The following is an 18,425-nucleotide window of genomic DNA, read 5'->3' on the forward strand; positions in this document are numbered from 1 at the left end:
GCCGAACTCCCGGTCGAAAATCGACCAGTCGATCGCCTTGCCGAGCGGAATCAGCTCGTGGCGCTGGTTTTCGGATCTGGTTGACGTGGCTGCGGTAGAGGTCGAAATCCGAGAGCGGCGGGGTTTGTTTCGGCGTCATCTTTCACCGGGTTTTGGAGGTTGATATGCCCGATTCCCGGAAAACAGAACTAGCACGAAAACGACTTTTTATCCAGCGATATCAATCAGTTAAGGCGATTTTCAGGGGCGACGCCGGACGCGGCGGCTCAATTCTACCAACTTTCAACTGTCTCGCCGCCAGAGGGGGACAGTATACAGGCGTGTTTCAATCCTTTCTCAGCAGTAAAGCCCTCACTGTCACGGATTCGTCACGATGCCAAAACGGAGCTGGACCTATATCCGCAAGGGATTCCCGCTCCGCAAGTAGGCTGGGGTCGATCAGACCGCCCGCCAAAGGTCGAAAAGAGGAAGAATATTCCGCGACAGCGACAGCGGCGCCGATTGCCTCGCGGAACTCATCTAGACTCGTTCCCCGGTTCAACGGCCCGTACACATCGTGCAACAGAACATAATCGCCGCTTTTTACCAACCTAGGATCGTTGAGGGGCTGCAAGTCCGAACGCGCCCAATATGGGGTCAGATATGTGTCGTCCGTCCAGACGACGGCTTCGGGGTTGCTCCGTCGAATCTCCGCAATTGTGCGACCGGAACCGATCGTCTCGTTCCATATCTCTTTTTCGGCCGCCACCCAATCCGCCGACACGTACGCGCTGCCAGCCCATAACGCGAGAATGATCGCAAAACGAATCGCGCGCTTCCATGGAAGAACCTGAAAGCCCACGCTCGCCAAGGTGATGGTCAGGGGTATCGCGATCAGGATGTGACGGGCGCTCCAGTCTCGATTGATGCATATCGCTGCCGCAATCAACCCCAACATGCTGACCGAATACAGCGAAATTGACCGGACCGCTCGAATTCGTGTCAGCACACCGATCCCTACTACGGATAACAGGCTGATGGGCCACCATGACGCGACCGCCCACGCGGCCATCGTTGTTGGAGCCCAACGCACGCCTTGCCACGCCAACTTCGTCACGGAAGTCGCGGTATAATATTCCATTCTGTATTCCGGGCTCACGCAAGCCCATGCGATCGCGATTGCGAATCCCGCGAAATACGGGAGACAGGCGAGGAGTTCGAGAGGTCCTTTTTCTCGTTCGCCGATGCGAAGGGAGACGATGATTCCGGGCACGAGCAGGAATCCATCATATTTAATGCAGCACGCGATTCCCGCTGAGAGAATCAGAACTCGCAAGGCCACTAAGTCGCGCCTCATCAGAAAAACATACGTGGATGCGATGGAACCGAAGAAAAACACCTGAAACAAGGTCTCCGGACGAACCCGAACATCCCAAGCCACGGAGAGCGGCGCGGTGGCCATCAGCCCCGCAGCCAACAACGAACTGTCGCGTCGTCCTGAAACGGTTTTTGACGCATAAGCGACCACGAATGTCAGCACCCCGGACGCGAAGGCGCTCAGATACCGACCCGCCATCAAGGGATCATCCAACAAAGGCTTTAAAGACGCGATGGCCAAGGGATACCCCGGTGGCCAGTTTCCGGAGATTTCGCGGGTGATTCGAAACCACCAATTCGGAATTTCCGAGGCGAGCACACTCGAATCCCAGAACAGTACGGCCATCCCCAAACCGTCTGCTTCGACACCGACCGGGAGAAATATCCTGAACAGAGTGACGCGCCACACCATGGAGCCTATCACGCATAATGCGAGTCCAGCCCGGTATATCATGGAGTCGCAATCCTCAATGACTGCGCAACCAATTTGGGCACGCTCGTGAATTCTCATCTGTTCGCGTTTTGGGTTCACCATGCCGCCTCGTTGGTCACCAACACGTGATTCTTCGGGTGACGCAAGCCGATGAAAGGAATCGGGTCCGGTTTCGCTTCGACGGACTGGATTTCGGCTCCCTCAGCGCGAAGCCCCGGCGACCAATGAAAGGAAAGTACGACTAAGTCGTCAGCGGTTTCGTCGACTTCGATCTCCAGGCGGTCAATGCCAAACGCGGTGATGCGCCCAGCGCCTTTCAGGAAGTATGTCGCCGGATGTTTCACCCTCCAGCCTCGGAACGGTTGCGGCGCAGTGATTTCTTCTACAACGCTTACGCGATTCGCGAGTTGTTCGCCGGCGTCCGCAGACCAGGTGACGACGTATTCCACTGCGTACTTCCGCAGTTGTTCAGCAAGATCATCGTCGCTCCATTTATCCAATGGACGTCCTTGCCAAGTCGCCGACGCGAAATTGGAGAAGTTATATGTATTGAAGAACTCTGCATAGAACCCTCCGAGCATAGGACGACGGACCCTTGGCGCCAGGAGGTGAGGCAGTCTCGCGAATTCCAATTGCCAATCGGGTCGCAAGTCACGAAACGCGCTAAAGCCTTCGACATGGACGCGCGCATCGCCCGGCAAGCCATTGATCCAATTCGTCAGGGATTCGAGTTCTGGGGGTGAGCCGGTTGGTATCGGAGATTTCCGAAATGTCGATGACGGCGAACTCGGAACCAAGAGCAGGATTAATACGGCGACCGCTACAAGCCGCCATGCTCGCTCTGAACGCGCTGCGGTCATCAGCAAGTCGGCACCGGGAATCAACGCCGCGAGTACCACGAAAGGGAGGTAGCGGCTGGGATCGAGGGGTCTCAGAAACGGTAGAAAATTTCCTGAATAACATCCAACTGCTAATATTAGGACGGCGAGCAGGTAGCCTTTTGGCGCCATCGCAATCCGTCGCCGAAGCCTCCAAGCGACAACACCGGAAACAATCGCCAAATGCTTCGCGACCAATGCGGTCACCCAGTTCGGTCGTTCGAAGCGGCCCCAGGCGGCGGACGCATCAGTCAAATCCCGAAATAATGGCCAGGGATCGTGGTTAACCCAGTGTGATCCAACTGAATCGAAAGCCGCATTCGGGATCGATCCGACTAGCGGAAACAACCAGAAGGCGTTGAACGCGAGCGTGACAACCACCGCACTTAGGATGATCGACAACCCTCGTCGTCCAAGTTGTTCCAAGTTCAGGGCTGCAACGACCAAGGCTGGAATCGCGAGCGTGACCACTGCGGTCTTGTGGATCAACAGGGCCGCCGGCGCGATTGCGACGATCCAGATTCCTCGCCGGTCTCCCCTAATCAAGGCGGTTAGCGCGGCGATCCCCGCCAAGGAAACGGGAAATACGAGAAATGCCATCGTCATTCCGGTAGCCCAGAACGCGAAGACCTCCGTGGCGCGGAACCAGACAACCCCGACGACGGCGCCCACGAGTGACGAACGCCGATCCGCGCCGAACCATCTCCATGCGAGGTAGAACATCGACGGAAGCACCAGCGCGGACAGCACGGTCGCCAGCTTGACGACGTACCCCGGCGACAACGGCCTCAGGACGATCCCCAGCACCTGCAGCGCGACGTTGCTGTTCCACAGGAAGGTCTCGATGTAACCCGCGAGAAACCGGGGATCGTATCCCCAAAGGCGACCCGACGCGTCGAACGCGAGTCGCGCCGTTTCGATCTGCTGCTCGAGCACGCAGAAGTCGAAGGCGTGGAAATCCGGCGAACGCAGAAATTCGGCGAATGGCTGAAAAATGCGGAGTGCGGACGCGGTATGGACGATGGAGATGACAAACAGCGCGCACCAGGCGCCCGGTCGCGATTCGAGGGTGGACGTCCATCGACGCCGATTGAGCGAGTTCTGCGGTCCGCCGGTCACCTGAGTCCCATCTCCGTGATCCGGTCACGCTAACCAAGATCCCCGGTGACGACAACGCCCGACATTCAGGATGGCGACCACCCGGGACCTGTTGATTCGGCGCGACGACGACGCGCGTTGTTCTTTTGTGATGGGGACGTCTTTTGCCCGCATTCGCTTTACGTTAGCTTGTTTCGACGGCAAAAGAGTATCCTTGAGGACGCACCGGCACCACGGGAGATGGACGTTTGCTGGACCCCCTGCCCACCGACGCCGCGCCGACCTTTTCCGCGCCCTCCGCGTCGAAACGGCCGAAACTCGCCGTCGTGCCGCGAATCGACCATCGCAGAATCCTCCTCGTCTATCCGCCGACACCCGGCCTCACCGTCATGCCGCCGCTCGGCGTGGGCTATCTCGCCTCGGTCGCGATGCGCTCGGGCTTCGAGGTCGAGATCATCGACCTGAGCCGCCGCCACATGTCGTGGGGGCAGTTCGACGAGTACCTTCGCCGCGCTCGCCATGCCCTGATCGGGCTGTCCGTGTCGACGCCCAATCTGCACACCGCCGCATACACGGCCGCGCGCATTCGAGCGGCGCGGCCCGACGTGCCCTTCGTCGTGGGCGGCATCCACGTCACTTGTTACCCGGAAAAGACCGTCCGCGATTTCGGCGCGGATTACGCGTTCGTTCACGAGTCCGAGGCGTCGTTTCCGCGCTTTCTCGAGGATCTCGCGCGCGGCGACGATCCCGTCGGCCGCGTTCCCGGCGTGTACGCGAATCGCGGCGGGCGATGGACGGGGCTTGCTCCCGAGCCGATCGGCGAAATCGATCCATTGCCGTGGCCCGCGTGGGAACAGCTCGCGCCGGACCGCTACCCGCCGATTCCGCACCAGCTCTTCGTCAAGGCGTTTCCGGTCGCGCCGATCATGACCACGCGCGGCTGCCCGATGAACTGTTCTTTTTGCGCCACCACGCGCGTGTTCGGCAAGAAGATCCGCCGGCGGCGCGCCGACGACGTGATCGCCGAAATCGACTTTTTGCGCCGCCGCTTCGGAATCCGCGAACTGCATTTCGAGGACGACAACCTGACGCTGCATCGTGGCGACGCCGTGCGCCTGTTCGAGGCGATCATCCGAGAACAGCCCGGGCTTTGGCTCAAGTGTCCCAATGGCCTGATGACCGTCACGCTCGATCGGGAATTGCTGAGCCTCATGAAGCGGGCGGGCATGTATCAGATTTCGCTCGGCATCGAGACGACATCGCCCGACCTGATGCCCACCGAGCGAAAATACCTGCCGAATGAACGTGTTCGGTCGGTCGTGTCCATGGCCAAGAAGGCCGGACTCGAGGTGCAGGGACTCTTCATCGCGGGATTGCCGGGCGACACCGACGAGGAGTTTCGCCACACCGTCCGCGATGCCGTGTCGATGGGGCTCGATCTCGCGCACTTCGGGCTCCACGTTCCGCTCCCCGGCTCGCGCGACGGCGACGGCATCCGCGAGGACGACCTTTCCGCCCTCAATTTTTTCACCGTGCATCCCGTCAACCACCAGCGTTGGACGATCAACTGGAAATCGCTTCAGCGATGGGCGGTCCTGCGCTTCTATCTGCGGGCAAGACCGCTCTCGATCCTGATGCGTCGCACGAAGTTTCGGCAGTTTCCGGGCGTGATGAAGGTCTTCGGGCGCTACGTGCTCGGCTGGGGGACGACGTGAAGCCCGTCGCGCTCTTCCTCAATCCGCCCGGCGCGCGCGTCACCATGCGCGACGATATCTGCTCATCGTTCAGCAAGGTCGGCTACGCATGGCCGTCCATCGATTTCATCTGCCAGAGCGGCTATCTCGATCCGCACTTCGAACTGCGTCATCTGGACGCGTCCTCGCTGCGCTGGAGCGTCGAACGCACGCTGTCCGCCGTCGCCTCCATGCGTCCGTCGCTGATTTACGCGCTGGTGGGATCGGTGGCGCTCGGCGACGACCTCGCATTTGCGGAGCGGCTCACGCGCGTCACGGACGCCACACTCGTCATCGGTGGGGATTGGCCGCAGTTCCACGCGCGCGAAGCGCTCGAACGGCTTCCGAACGCGTTTGGCGCCGTCACCGACTTCACCGCGTCCGGGTTGTGCGACGCCGTTGTCCACGGATCGGCGGCGTCCGCCGGACTCGCCACGCGCACGCATGCCGCCGTTGAGCGAAAGCGCGGGCGGTTCGACTACCCCATGCCGCGGCACGACCTCTTCACGAACAACGCGTATCGAATGCCGTTTCTCACCCGGCCGTTCGCGTCGATTCTGACGGCCTACGGCTGCCCGTACGCGTGCACGTTTTGCAACTCGGGGTCCATCGGTTTCGCGCAGCGCGACGACGACGGGTTGTTCCGCGAACTGGACGAGCTTGAACGGCAGGGTTTTCGTTCGATCTACGTCAAGGATTTCTCGTTCAACGCGGATGCCCCACGCGCCAAACGACTGCTGGGCGAATGGCGTCGTCGCGGCTACCGGTTCACGTGGACGGGGTTTTTCCGCGGCGAGAAGATCGACGTCGAGCTCGCGGCGCTCCTGCGCGAGACCGGGTGCCGCATGGCTCAAATCGGCATCGAAACCGCGAACGACGCGGTGCTGGGCGCGAACAAGCCCGCGGCGAATCTCGATGCGGTCAACGAAGGCGTCGCGCGGCTGCGCGACGCGGGTGTCGCGTACGGCGCGCACTTCGTCTTCGGACTCCCCGGCGACGATGAGATCGGTTTTCGCCGAACGCTCCGATGGGCCAAGGGCGCCGGTCTCGCCTACGCGTCGTTTAATGCGTTCACTCCCCGACCCGGCACGGCGCTGGCGAAGGGGGTCGATTTTTTTGCGGGCGTGCCGACCGATTCGCGGGTCGGCATTCATACACGCTCCGCCCATCGGGACTTCTACCGCGATCCACGATCGTGGTGGTCCGCCATTCGCTCCTCGGTTCGTTCCGGGAGTCTCGTATCCCTCGCCGCCATCGTCGTTCGGCGTTTTCGCCGGAAAGGGGCAGACGCATGGGTCGCATCCTGAAGCACCTCAAATATCCTGTCCGATACCCGGGCATCATCCCCCGGGCGGCCGAGAACTATTTCCGGATGATGGTGCTGGGCCAGAAGCGCCTGCGCGCTGTCGAGTTCGCGGTCAATTACGTCTGCCAGTGCCAGTGCGCTCACTGCTCGGTCGAGTTCCTCGGCCAGAAGCGACGGCCGCTGCTGGACACCGCGCAGATTTCACGCGTTCTCGACGAGTTGCACGGCATGGGAGTGATGAACATCAATTTCACGGGCGGCGAGGCGATCCTTCGCCCCGACCTGCGGGAACTCGTCCTCGCGGCCCGGCCGAAATCGACCGTCGTATCGGTGGCGACCGCCGCCACGATGGTCGACGCAAAGATCGCCGACGACCTGCGCGATTGGGGCGTGCGAATCGTCACCATCTCGCTCGATTCGGCGGATGCGGAAACGCACGACCGTTCACGCCGGCATCCCGGCAGCTACGACAAGGTCATGAACGCGACGCGCCTCTTTCAGGAGCGCGACATCGACGTGTTCTGGTGCACGATCCTCACCGACGAGAACGCGATCAACGGCGACATGCTTCGCCTTGTGGACCAAGCCGAGGAATGGGGCGTGACGCTCACGATCAACTTCTCGTGCCCCGTTGGCGCGTGGCACGAGCAGCCGGTCGGCGTCGCGCCGGAACTCAAGGTCCTCCATCGCGAGCTGATGGAACGCGAGCATGTCCGGTGGGAGGGACACTCCAACTACCACAAGGAAGGCTGCCCCGCGGGGATTGAGAAGCTCTACATCAGCCCCTACGGCGAGGTGATGCCCTGCCCGTTCATCCACGTGACCTTCGGCAATGTGCTTCAGCGCCCGGTGAATGACATCTGGAACGAGATGACGGGCACCGAACCTTTCCACGAGGTCCAGGAGGGCTGTCCCGTCGCCGAGAATCCGACGTTTTTCGTTCAATACCTTTCGCCGCTCAAGACGGCGGAGATTCACCCCGTGTCGATCGAGCAGATCAGCACATCCCCGGCGCTTTGCGCCGATGGTGTGACGGAGACCGTGAGCGCATGAGCGGCATGGCCGAAACGGCGGGCGGACTGCACGACACGTGGCGGGCGAAGAACCTTCGCTACGCGTGGCGCTTTCGCAACCTGATCCCGAAGATGGCGCGTAACACGCTGCGAGCCCGTCGCGGCGAGCGCGTGCTGCGCGGCGTCGAATTCGCCGTGACCTATCACTGCAACTTCACGTGCAGCCATTGCCTTCGCGACAACCTGATCGGCGACCGCGAGGAACTCACCGCGGACCAGATTGTCGAAACCGCGCGCGCCATCGAGCGCCTCGGCGGCATCTTCATAAACTACACCGGCGGCGAGGCGCTGCTGCGGCCCGACCTGCCCGAGATCATCGAGCGCACCGCGTCGATTCGCGGGCTTTTCGTGAGCCTGGCCAGCAACGGATACATCCTGACCATGGACCGGCTGAGCGACCTGCGACGGCGCGGCCTGTCGATGATGACCATGTCGCTCGACGGCCCGACCGCCGCGATCCATGACGGATTCCGCAAGAAGACGGGGTCGTACGATCGTGTGCTCGCCGCGGTCGATAACGCGAAATCGCTCGGTATCGACGTGTGGCTCAACGCCGTGGTGCGAAGCGACCTCGCGCGGGAAGGGCATCTCGACGATCTCGCGAAGCTCGTGAAGGAACTCGGCTGCATGCTCACGCTCAACCTGCCCTACGCCGTCGGCGGTTGGGAAGGAAAGGACGTGCACCTCACTCCGGATGCTTACGAAGCGTACAAAAGGATGCTCCGGCACTCGTGGGTGCGATGGGAAGGTTCGTCGAACTGGGTGAGCGAGGGCTGTCCCGCCGGGATCGAGAAGCTCTACCTCACGCCCTACGGCGACGTGCTGCCCTGCGGCGCGGTCCACCGAAACTACGGAAACGTCGTCGTTCATGGACTCGAGGCGATCTATCACCGCATGGGCAGCGAGGCCGGATTCGGCACCTGCCGCAAGGGATGCCTCGCCGCCGAGGAACCGCATCGACTGGACGACCTGAAGAACACCGCCACGGTGCCGAAGACCGCGCGCGTCGAGTTTGTCTCCGTGCGTCCGCGCGCGGGCGCGGAGGCGTGACGTCGATGGAAGACCTCGTCGTTCTCGTTCAGCCCGAAACGAACATCCTCGATCGGGCGAAGACGCGGCCGACGCCGCCGCTGCCCCTGCTCGCCGCCGCGTCGCGCGTGGCGCGGCGGACGAAGGTCGCGCTGGTGGACGTGCGCTATGACCGTCGAGGGTGGCGAAAGATTCTGGCGGGGCATCTCGCGCGAAAACCGATCTGCGTCGGCGTGACGTCGGTAACCGGAAATCAGATCCTGTCCACGCTCGAGGTCGTTCGCTACGTGCGATCGGTCTCGGACGTTTCCGTGGTCTGGGGCGGGGTGCATGCGACGCTTTTCCCCGATCAGGTGCTCGGCGAGCCGTCCGTCGATTACGTCGTGCGCGGCGAGGGCGAGGACACCTTCGAAGAACTCGTCGCCGCGCTGTCTGCCGGGAAAGACGTGACGGGCATCCGCGGGCTCAGCCACCGGCGCGACGGGCAGATCGTTCACAACGAGGACCGCCCCTTCGTCAACCTCGACGACCTGCCCGAAGTGCCCTACGAGTTGATGGGCGAAGAGCCGTACTTCTACTCGCAAGGCAAGCCGACGCTCTACGTCGAGACCTCGCGCGGGTGCTTTTCGCGGTGCACGTATTGCTACGTGTCCGGCTTCCACCTGCGACGCTGGCGACCGCAGTCGGCGTCCCGGGTGCTCGAACGATTCGACGGCCTGCGCAGGCGTTGGCCCGTCATTCGCCATCTGTCGCTCGTCGACGACAACTACTTCGGCGAAGTGAAGCGCATGCGCGTCATCAGCGAGGGCCTGATCGAGCGCGGATCGCCGTGGTCGTATCAGGTGCAGGGTGCGCATATCCAGGTCGTGTCGCACCTCAAGATCGACGACTTTCGCCTGCTCGCGCGAAGCGGCTGCGAGCGTCTCGACATGGGTCTCGAATCGGCCTCCACTTCCATGCACAAAATCATTCGCAAACGCATCGATCTCGACGCGGTTCGAAACATGAACCGCATGCTCGGCGAGGTCGGCATCGTGCCGTGGTACAACATCATGGTGGGGTTCCCGGGCGAGACGACCGCCGACCTCGATGCGACACGCGACTACGTGATGCGGCTGCGGGACGAGAATCCCAAGGCGCTATTCTCGCCGTTCTACCGCGTGGTCCCCTACCCCGGCACGGAACTGTTCGCCACCGCGCTCGAAGCGGGTTTCGAACCGCCGCGATCGCTGGAAGGCTGGAAGAATTTCCACTCCGACGGCGCCGACGTGCCGTGGCAGACGCGACGCGGAAAGAAGCGGATCAGCCAGCTGTTTTTCTTGACGATGTTCTTCGATCGCAAGAGCGAGATCTACAACACCAACGCGATCGTGCGGCTGCTCGCACGCATCTATCGGCCCATCGCCGCCATGAGGCTTCGCCGCAACTGGATGCGCCTTATGCCCGAGTATTCGCTCTTCCGCCTCGTCTTCAACGCGTCCTGAACCTCACAGCGCCTTCATCCAGTTCCAGACCGTCCCGGGGTGAAGGTTGAAGATCAGGTTCGATTCGAGCCAGCACGAACTCGCGCACGAGTTGCAACCCTCAAGCAACGGCAGCGATGCGAACGCCGCGGCGAATCCGCCGTCGAAGATCGAGATGCCGTCGTGCGTGGCGCGGTGCCAACCGCAACCGTAGAGCGTGCCGTCGGCCGTGAGTTCACACGACGCGCGCGCCGCGACGCAGCGATATCGCGATGAGGATTCCGCGCTCGTGACATGTGTGTAATCGCGCCACGCCGCGAGTTCCTCGAGATACGCCATCGACGATCCCACCGGCGCTCCGCTCTTCTTCAGGTCGATGATTCGCCGGAGAGCGCGACGAAGGTCCGTCGGTTCGGGCATGAGATCGCCGACGTCATCGGGAGACGGATGAAAGCGTACGCCCTCATCGGTCTGCGTGTGAAGGAGGACGCAGTTGGCCATCGAGCCGTTCCGCCGCGCGCGATCGACGATCCAATCGATCTGATCCAGGTTCCGGCGACAGAGCACCGTGGTGGTCCAAAAGGCGATGCGCCGATCGCGAAATACGTCGACCGCCTCTCGCGATTCGCGCATTGAACGCTCGCCCCGCAGCGCGGTCCGCACCTCGTCGGGACCATCGAACGACAGCATGACGCGGTCGCACGCGGCGAGCGCGTCGGCGTAGCGCGCGGCGGCATACCCGCTCATCGCGACGCTGATAAAGAATCCCATCCGTTTGAGCATCGACACGATCTCGGGAAAATCGTCGCGCAGAAGCGGTTCGCCACCCGTCAGGTTGATGCGCCGCCCGCCGACCAGCCAGGCTTCCCGGGCGACGTCGCGCAGGACATCGAGCGTCAGTCGATCCGGTCGCGCCCGGTCGTACGAGCAATAGAGGCAATGATTCGGGCACCGGTATGTGAGCTGAAGATTCATCGTCAGCGGGGCGCGGTGCGTCTTTGACCATCGAAGGCGAAGCGTGTGTTCGAGAAAGTGGGCGTAGTCCGCGGCCTTCACGATCCATTCTCCGAGTCGGGCGCATCGCCGGCGAAAAAAATGAATTCGTGGTCTCCGGTGTAACCGAACCGCTCGAAGATCCACTCCCATCCGTCCACGGAAAACAGGCTCTCGCACGTGAGTTGCCAGGCGAGCAGGTTTGCTTTTTCGCGCTCGTCGCGCCAGGACTCCACGACAATGAATGCCGCGCCGCGCCCCACGCGTCGGATCTCCCGGAACGCCGTTTCCAGATCGCGGATACCGAGGTTGTGCAGAGTGTTGATCGACAGCACGAGATCGAAGGACGAATCGGAATACGGCAGATTCGTCGCGGTCCCCTCGTCGAGAAATTCCCGCACATGCTCCGGCGCGTGCTCGATCGCGTATCGCGAAATGTCGAGTCCTCGTACGACGAGACCCGGCACCGCGGTCGCGAGTTCGTTCAGCAGAAACGCCTTTCCGCAGCCGATGTCGAGCACCGCTTGCCCGGCGTGAAGACCGTAATGGTTGGCGATCCGCCGCGCGACGCCCTGCCACCGCCCGTCATCGCGAAACCCGCCGTAGCCGAACCTGCGGGCGCCGTCCCAGTAGTCGGCGTCGAAACGCTTGGCGACACGCGCGCACTCGGCCTTGTCGTGCACGGCCACGCGCTCGCGATAGTCGCGCCGCGTCTGCGTGTGAAGCGCCGTGATGAAGTCGAGACGTGCCATGTTTGGGCGATCCTACACGAATTCCGTGTGCGCATGCCCCGCGCCGCGGAAATCGACGAGCGTGGCGATCTTCGCGTCCTGCGCGCAGTGGTGGCGACAATCGACGCCGGGATTGTGCGACAGGATGCGACGATGGGTGCCGGTATCGCGCCACAGATCGACGAACGAGCGGTCGCGCAAGCTCCCGATCAGCCCGGACGTCGTGTACGCCTTGTCCTGACAGGTGTACACGTTGAGATCGGCGCCGATGGCGACCAGCCAGTGGACCATGGGGCATGTCGACTGCGTCGTATGGAACGCCGGCCCCTGCCCATGGGTTCCGATGCGATCGACGATCGCAAACCCGTCCGGCCCGAGATCGCGTTTTGCCCGATCGACCTGCTCACGAAGCACCCGGACGAATTCGTCCAGATACGCCGCGTTCGCTGCGTCGTCCCTGCTGACCACCGCCTCGGAGACCTTCACGTGCGCGACGCCGATGCGCTTCATCCGCGCGAGAAAGTCGTACAGCTCTCCGGCATTCTCCCGAGTCGCGACGAAGTTGATGCCGAGCTCGCACGAGGGACTCTTCGTCCGCGCGAACCGTTCGAGGTTCTCGCACACGTGGTCGAATACGCCAAGCCCGATGCGCCGGGTCTTTGCGTAGGTCGCGGGATCTCCCGCGTCCATGGAGACACGCACCCACGTTGCGCGGCGACCGAGAACATCGGCGATGTCGCCGCCGAGCGCGCTGCCGTTGGTGAGCAACGCGACGCTCACGCCGAGGCTCGCGAGCCGCTCCACCGCGTCGACGATGCGCGGATAGCAGAGCGGATCGCCGCCACCTGAGAACGTCACCGAGCGCACTCCGGCCTCGGCGAGTTCATCCAGCAGACATTCCATCCGCGGCCACGGAATCTCGTCGGGCTCGCGAAACAGCTCCGACATCGGGAGATCGGGGTTTCGATAACAGCAGTACGCGCAGTCGTGATTGCAGCGGTTCGTGGGTTTGAGACGCACGTGAATCGGCGGCGTGACGCGATCGGCCAGCCAGTCCCGCACCTTGTCCGGGAAGTGGAAAAACTTCAGGGCCGAATAGTGATTCACGCCGTCTCCGCCATCAATCGCCACGCCGAGCGGCCGCCGCGTCGAACTCCCGAAGCGCACGAAACACGCGCTCCAGTTCCTCGTCCGTACGGTCGGGTCCGCTGGGGAGTATAAGCCCGGTTTCCGCGAAACGCCGCGCGTTCGGCAACGGATTCATCACTTTCAGATGGGATATCCGGTCGAGCGGAGGGTCTAGCGGCTTCGCCTGAATCCCCCGCCGACGCAGGTGCCGGATCAATTCGTCACGGCGCTCGCACTCGGCTTCGATCCACATGGGCAACTCGCCGCGCTCCAGCTTGGGTCGGCGAAGGCAAACCGACGTCAGCCCTTTCATTTCGATCCGGTAACGACGATGGAGCGCCAACAGGGCTTCTTTCCGCAATTCGATCCGGTCGACCTGCGCGAGCGCCATGGCCGCCTGGACATCCGTGAGCCGGAAGTTGAACCCGAACAACGGAAAACGCCCGGTCGACACCTTCGTCGCGCCGTGATTGCGAATCCGCCGCATCGCTTCAGCCAACACGGGGTCGCTCGTCGCGCAGAAACCGCCCTCGCCCGTCACGATCAGCTTCGTCATGCTCATCGAAAAGCACCCGATTTCGCCGGTCGTCCCGAGATATTGCCCGGCGGCCTGCGAGCCCATCGCCTGTGCGGCGTCTTCGACCAATGAGATTCCGTGGGTTTTCGCGATCCCGGCGAGTTCCGTCATTTTCGCGGAGCGCCCGTTGGGATGCACCGCGATGATCGCGCGCGTTCGATCGGTGATGGCGCGGTTCACCGCGCGCGGGGCGATGGTCGAGCGACCGCCCGATTCGACATCCACGACGATCGGCGACGCCCCGGCAAGGAGCACCGCATTGGCCGTCGCCACGAAGGTGTATCCCGGCACGATCACCTCGTCGCCACGCCCGACGCCGAGCGCGAGCAGGGCCGTCGTCAGAGCCGCCGCGCCGCTGCCGACCGCCACGACGTGGGGGACGCCGAGCCATGTCGCGAGCGCCGATTCAAGCCTTGCGACGATAGGCCCCGTGGATACATGACGCGAAAGGACGGCATCCCGCGCTGCGTCCGCGACCTCGCGTCCCAGATCGATCCACCACCAGGGAATTGTGCGCCGAATGCCGACCGTCATGTCGCCAGCCGCGAAGCACCCCACACGCCGTCTCCGCGCAGCCGTCGATGGAGCCGTTCACGCACGTACAGCCGCGCGATGTCGCGAATCACGCCGACAAGATTCGCCCAGCGAAACGCCTTGGTGCGTTTTCGCGGATCGAAGCGATCCAGGGCGCCGACTTCGACGAATGGCGTACCGCGATCAAGCAGACGCACGAGCATCGCGGCCTGAAACGCGTAACTCGACGAACCGTCGACGGCCTCGCGCGCGAGGTGCGTCGGCATGAGGACCGAGTGGTTGAAGTACCGAAGGCGGTATCCGAAGAGTGCGCTCATGATGAACGTGAACATCCGGGAGATCACGCGGCGAAACGCGGAGCGCTCCCGCGTATTGACGGTAAAGGGAATGACAATTCCAGACCCTTCAGCCGCGCCGAAAATGATGTCGAGCGACGACTCGGTCATGTCGTTGCAGCCGTTCGCGCGCATCACGTAGTTCATCGACGCCAACTGAAGTCCCGTCCGAAACGCGCCGCCGAGACCGCTCGGCGAAGCGTGGTGGACCGCGCGCACACCGGGAAGCCGATGCGCCAGTTCGTCGATCACGACGCCGGTGCGGTCGGAACTCCCGTCGTTCACGACGATGATCTCGACATCGTCGAACCATCGCGACGCCGCGTCGCGGGCGGTCTCCACCGCCGCCCCGACGTTCGATTCCTCGTTGAACGCGGGTACGATGATCGAAATCGACGTTCTCGCCGTGTTCATCATGCTTTCACCGGCCGTGCGTCGGTCGCGATCCGGGCGATTCGTTCCGCGACGGACTCGGCGTCGAGGCCGTGCCTCGCACGCAGACATGGACCCGACCCGATCCCAAGGTTCGCCTCATCCGGCATCGAGAAACGAACGACGCGGCACGATATGCCCGACTCGGCAACGATCTGACTGACAATGGCGTGAAGCCCTCCATACGGGCCGTGTTCCTCGATCGTTGCGATGATGGCGTGCGTCGACGCGATTGCGGCGACGGCATCCCGGTCGATCGGCTTCGGCGTCGGCGCGCTGAAACACGAGACCGAAATCCCTCGCTCGGAGAGTCGCTCACACGCACCCAAGGCCGTCTTCACCATGTGTCCGGTCCCGATCAACGCGATCTTCTCTCCCTCGCGAATGCGAATCAGTCCGCCGATTCGAAGCGCCTCGGGAGTCCGTTCGTGCACGCTCGGCTCGCCCGACTTCGCGAGTCGAAGATACGCCGGTCCGTCATGCGTGGCGATGGCGTGCATCAGGGACTCGACCTCGAACGGGTCGCCGGGGGCGAGCACGGTCATTCCCGGCAAAGCGGACATCGCCCCCACGTCGTGCAGCGAGTAGTGCGTCGGACCTTCCGCGCCATAGGTCACACCCGCGCCGACGCCGACGATCAGAACGGGCAAATGGTGCAGACAGATATCGATGCGGATCTGCTCCAGACACCTGGCGGTGACGAACGGTACGATGCCGTAAAGCACGGGGCGAAAGCCCTCCGACGCCATGCCCGCTGCGAAGCCGATCGCGGCCTGCTCCGAAACGCCGACGTTTAGGAATTGGCCGGGTCGCTCCGCACGGAATTCGTCGAACACGCGAAAGCCGGTATCCGCGGATAGCAGGACCCAGCGCGGATCGGCCGCGGCCAGTCGCTCAAATGCGCGGACGAACGCGGTCCTCACGACGATTTATCCTTATCCATTCGGAGCGCGTCCAACATGGCGGGGGTGATCGAAAAGTAATGTGATTCCAGCCGATCCTCGAGCTCGGGCACTCCACGACCTTTGATCGTGCGCGCGATAACCACCCTCGGCGAATCGTCGGCGTTCGCCTCGAACGCGGACGTGAGCGCGGCGTGGTCGTGGCCATCGCACTGTGTCACGGTCCATGCCGCCGCCTCGAACGCGCGATGGATGAAATCGCCCGGCAGCACGTTCGCGACGCGGTCGTACCCCTGCCAACCGTTGGCGTCCACGACGGCGACCAGATTCGCCATGCGCATCCGTCCCGCCAGCGCCGCGGCCTCCCAGACCGTGCCTTCCCCACACTCCCCGTCACCGAGCACGACGAAGACGCGGCCCGATTCCCCCCGCCTCGTCATCGCCCACGCGATCCCCGCTCCCACGGCGAGACCGTGACCCAGCGATCCCGTCGTCCACTCGATGCCGGGCGCGGTGCCGACCGTCGGATGGCCGGGCAAGCCCGCGTCTTTCATGTAGTTTTCGAGCTGCCGGGCCGGAATCGTCCCGCGAAGAGCGAGCGCGGCATAAAGCGCCGACACGCCATGCCCTTTGCTCAGGATCAACCGATCGCCTCCGACGTTTCCGACACCGGTCATGACGGCGAATTGCAGAACGGCGACGATATCCGCGATCGAGAGCGCCGATCCGACGTTGGGACCGATGCGGTGCATCTCGAGGATGCGATCCCGAATGAACTTCGCCGCATCGCGAGAATTCGACGTCACAGGGGCTCTCCCGCCTCAACCGCGCCAGGTCGGTCCGGTTGCGCGGACTGACGCAGCACCTCGTCGACATCGACCGCGAACTGACCGGCGGACGATGCGATCAGAATCTCGCCGTCGTTCAACGATCGGGTGACGGCCCGGACTCTCGTTCCGATTCGGATCCGGGCCAGGAATTCCAGTCGTTCCGACCGATGGAACGCCAGGGTTCCGTCCAGAAAACTCGGAACGATGAGAAGATCACGCGCGGAATCGTGATAAGCGGAGCGCGGGTAGCGATCGGTTTCGACGGAGTCGATCGTCTCCAGCGAATCATACGACACCTTTTCCACGCGATGCCGCGAATAATAGCTGATATAGAAATAGGACCGATCCGTCTGCGTGATATAGGAAACCACGTCGTCGATGTATCGTTCCCGCAGGACCCGACCATCCAGATCCGTCTTCGTCAACTTTCCTCGAAGCGGGCGCAGACTCGCCTTGTTCGAGCCCAAGAATACGATGGAATTCCCATCCGGAGACCAGATGCAGTCGGTGTTTCGATTTCCGACTTCGATCGCCTTGGCGCTGCGTTGTTCCAGATCGAAATAGACGACGCCGGACGCCTCGTCGAACTGAGCCAGGAATTTCGTCGGATTCCCGGCCGGAAAACCACGAATGTTCCCGCCGGCGAACGTGGGATTCATTCGCCGAAACTCCGGCTCGAACGATGCCACGAACTCCGGTTGCGCATCCGCCGTTCGCATCAACCAAAGCTTGGGACCCGAAAAGAACCAGTAAGCGCGCCGGCCCGCATCCCAAACGGCTTCGTCCGACGGTCGATACGTTTCCGACCGACAGGCGTCCGATCGGCCGGCCCGATAAGCACAAAAGTCCGCAATGTGGTGATAAAAGCGCCAACCATTGCCCGCGCCGTCGTCGATGAAAAAATTGATATCCTGTCGGTCGAAGGAAGCGAGTTGCCGTACGCCCGGCTGCGAAGCGATCTCGGCGGCCGCCTCGGGGTGGGACGCCGAATACGAATGAATGCTCAACGTCCCGATCACGCCCAGACCCGCGATGATCGAGAGGTGCGCCCACCTCGGCGCCGGTGACGAGCGCGCGTTTTCGAGAATCCGGTGAAGTCCCAATGCGGTGGCCAGCAGCAGGGCCACGACGGACATCAGCGACCAAGAGAACTCGTGAAAACATCCATGCGACACGAGGAATGCGGCGAGACAGATGGCGCCGTCGATCATCCACCCGGCGCCACTGCGAATCAGCCGTCCCGAAATCAGGAGCGAAACGGCGACGACGGGAAACACGATTTCGACCCCGGGAAAGAATCGCCGCAGCCACGAGGCGATCGCGATGACGGGCCCCCACGCCAGAACGATCATCACGACGAACGGAAGTACGACTTTCCAACCGTCGCGCGTGGAGAAGCAACTCGCGGCGAAGAACACGCAGGCGACGGCCAGAGCGCCGCAAAGCACCCGGGCGTAAGGATACTTGATCGCGACGAGTCCGAGGTAGCACGGCAAAACCGGGACGACCCAGAGCAGCAACGTGAGCGAGAGGCGGGTCAGCCTTCGCTTTCCGTCCCCCGTCAACACGCGTCCCCCGAGGCGAATCGGAACCG

General features: G+C 62.8%; 15 protein-coding genes. 5 read left to right on the forward strand and 10 right to left on the reverse strand.

Annotated elements, in window-relative coordinates:
- Positions 1-325: 325 nt before the first annotated feature.
- Entirely contained in the window at positions 326-1,768 is a 1,443-nt protein-coding gene (locus tag IT350_04835) for a glycosyltransferase family 39 protein (protein ID MCC6157356.1), read from the reverse strand.
- A 116-nt stretch (positions 1,769-1,884) separates the two neighbouring features.
- Positions 1,885-3,786 (reverse strand): hypothetical protein, encoded by a 1,902-nt coding sequence (locus IT350_04840; protein ID MCC6157357.1) that lies wholly within the window; start codon positions 3,784-3,786, stop codon positions 1,885-1,887.
- Between the two features lie 227 nt (positions 3,787-4,013).
- Here IT350_04840 and IT350_04845 point away from each other — a divergent pair, with 227 nt between their 5' ends.
- The 5 genes from IT350_04845 to IT350_04865 are packed head-to-tail and all read left to right on the forward strand — an operon-like array spanning position 4,014 to position 10,390.
- On the forward strand, positions 4,014-5,480 hold the full coding sequence (locus IT350_04845) for a B12-binding domain-containing radical SAM protein (protein MCC6157358.1): 1,467 nt from the start codon (positions 4,014-4,016) through the stop codon (positions 5,478-5,480).
- Entirely contained in the window at positions 5,477-6,805 is a 1,329-nt protein-coding gene (locus IT350_04850) for a radical SAM protein (protein ID MCC6157359.1), read from the forward strand. The genes IT350_04845 and IT350_04850 overlap by 4 nt, the downstream gene beginning before the upstream one ends.
- Positions 6,790-7,857 carry a radical SAM protein gene (locus IT350_04855; protein MCC6157360.1) on the forward strand — a complete coding sequence of 356 codons (1,068 nt, stop codon included), beginning with the start codon at positions 6,790-6,792 and terminating at the stop codon, positions 7,855-7,857. Before IT350_04850 ends, IT350_04855 begins: the two co-directional genes overlap by 16 nt.
- Positions 7,854-8,927 carry a radical SAM protein gene (locus IT350_04860; protein ID MCC6157361.1) on the forward strand — a complete coding sequence of 358 codons (1,074 nt, stop codon included), beginning with the start codon at positions 7,854-7,856 and terminating at the stop codon, positions 8,925-8,927. Before IT350_04855 ends, IT350_04860 begins: the two co-directional genes overlap by 4 nt.
- Positions 8,924-10,390, forward strand: a complete 1,467-nt coding sequence (locus IT350_04865) for a B12-binding domain-containing radical SAM protein (GenBank protein MCC6157362.1) — start codon at positions 8,924-8,926, stop codon at positions 10,388-10,390. Before IT350_04860 ends, IT350_04865 begins: the two co-directional genes overlap by 4 nt.
- A 3-nt stretch (positions 10,391-10,393) precedes the next feature.
- Here IT350_04865 and IT350_04870 read toward each other — a convergent pair whose 3' ends face one another.
- Genes IT350_04870 through IT350_04905 form a run of 8 tightly spaced genes read right to left on the reverse strand, consistent with a single transcriptional unit; the run spans position 10,394 to position 18,396 of the window.
- Complete coding sequence (locus IT350_04870; GenBank protein ID MCC6157363.1) at positions 10,394-11,425, reverse strand: radical SAM protein; 1,032 nt, start codon at positions 11,423-11,425, stop codon at positions 10,394-10,396.
- Entirely contained in the window at positions 11,422-12,114 is a 693-nt protein-coding gene (locus IT350_04875; protein ID MCC6157364.1) for a class I SAM-dependent methyltransferase, read from the reverse strand. Before IT350_04875 ends, IT350_04870 begins: the two co-directional genes overlap by 4 nt.
- 12 nt (positions 12,115-12,126) lie before the next feature.
- Positions 12,127-13,200, reverse strand: coding sequence for a radical SAM protein (locus IT350_04880; GenBank protein MCC6157365.1), 1,074 nt, complete (start codon positions 13,198-13,200; stop codon positions 12,127-12,129).
- A gap of 13 nt (positions 13,201-13,213) precedes the next feature.
- Complete coding sequence (locus IT350_04885; GenBank protein ID MCC6157366.1) at positions 13,214-14,332, reverse strand: DegT/DnrJ/EryC1/StrS family aminotransferase; 1,119 nt, start codon at positions 14,330-14,332, stop codon at positions 13,214-13,216.
- Positions 14,329-15,081: a glycosyltransferase family 2 protein gene (locus IT350_04890; protein ID MCC6157367.1), complete on the reverse strand. Its 753-nt coding sequence runs from the start codon at positions 15,079-15,081 to the stop codon at positions 14,329-14,331. Before IT350_04890 ends, IT350_04885 begins: the two co-directional genes overlap by 4 nt.
- On the reverse strand, positions 15,081-16,022 hold the full coding sequence (locus IT350_04895) for a transketolase (GenBank protein MCC6157368.1): 942 nt from the start codon (positions 16,020-16,022) through the stop codon (positions 15,081-15,083). The genes IT350_04890 and IT350_04895 overlap by 1 nt, the downstream gene beginning before the upstream one ends.
- On the reverse strand, positions 16,019-16,807 hold the full coding sequence (locus IT350_04900; protein MCC6157369.1) for a transketolase: 789 nt from the start codon (positions 16,805-16,807) through the stop codon (positions 16,019-16,021). The genes IT350_04895 and IT350_04900 overlap by 4 nt, the downstream gene beginning before the upstream one ends.
- Complete coding sequence (locus tag IT350_04905; protein MCC6157370.1) at positions 16,804-18,396, reverse strand: hypothetical protein; 1,593 nt, start codon at positions 18,394-18,396, stop codon at positions 16,804-16,806. The genes IT350_04900 and IT350_04905 overlap by 4 nt, the downstream gene beginning before the upstream one ends.
- Between the last annotated feature and the right edge of the window lie 29 nt (positions 18,397-18,425).

It is taken from the genome of Deltaproteobacteria bacterium, from assembly GCA_020845895.1.
Classification (GTDB): Bacteria; Lernaellota; Lernaellaia; order JACKCT01; family JACKCT01; genus JADLEX01.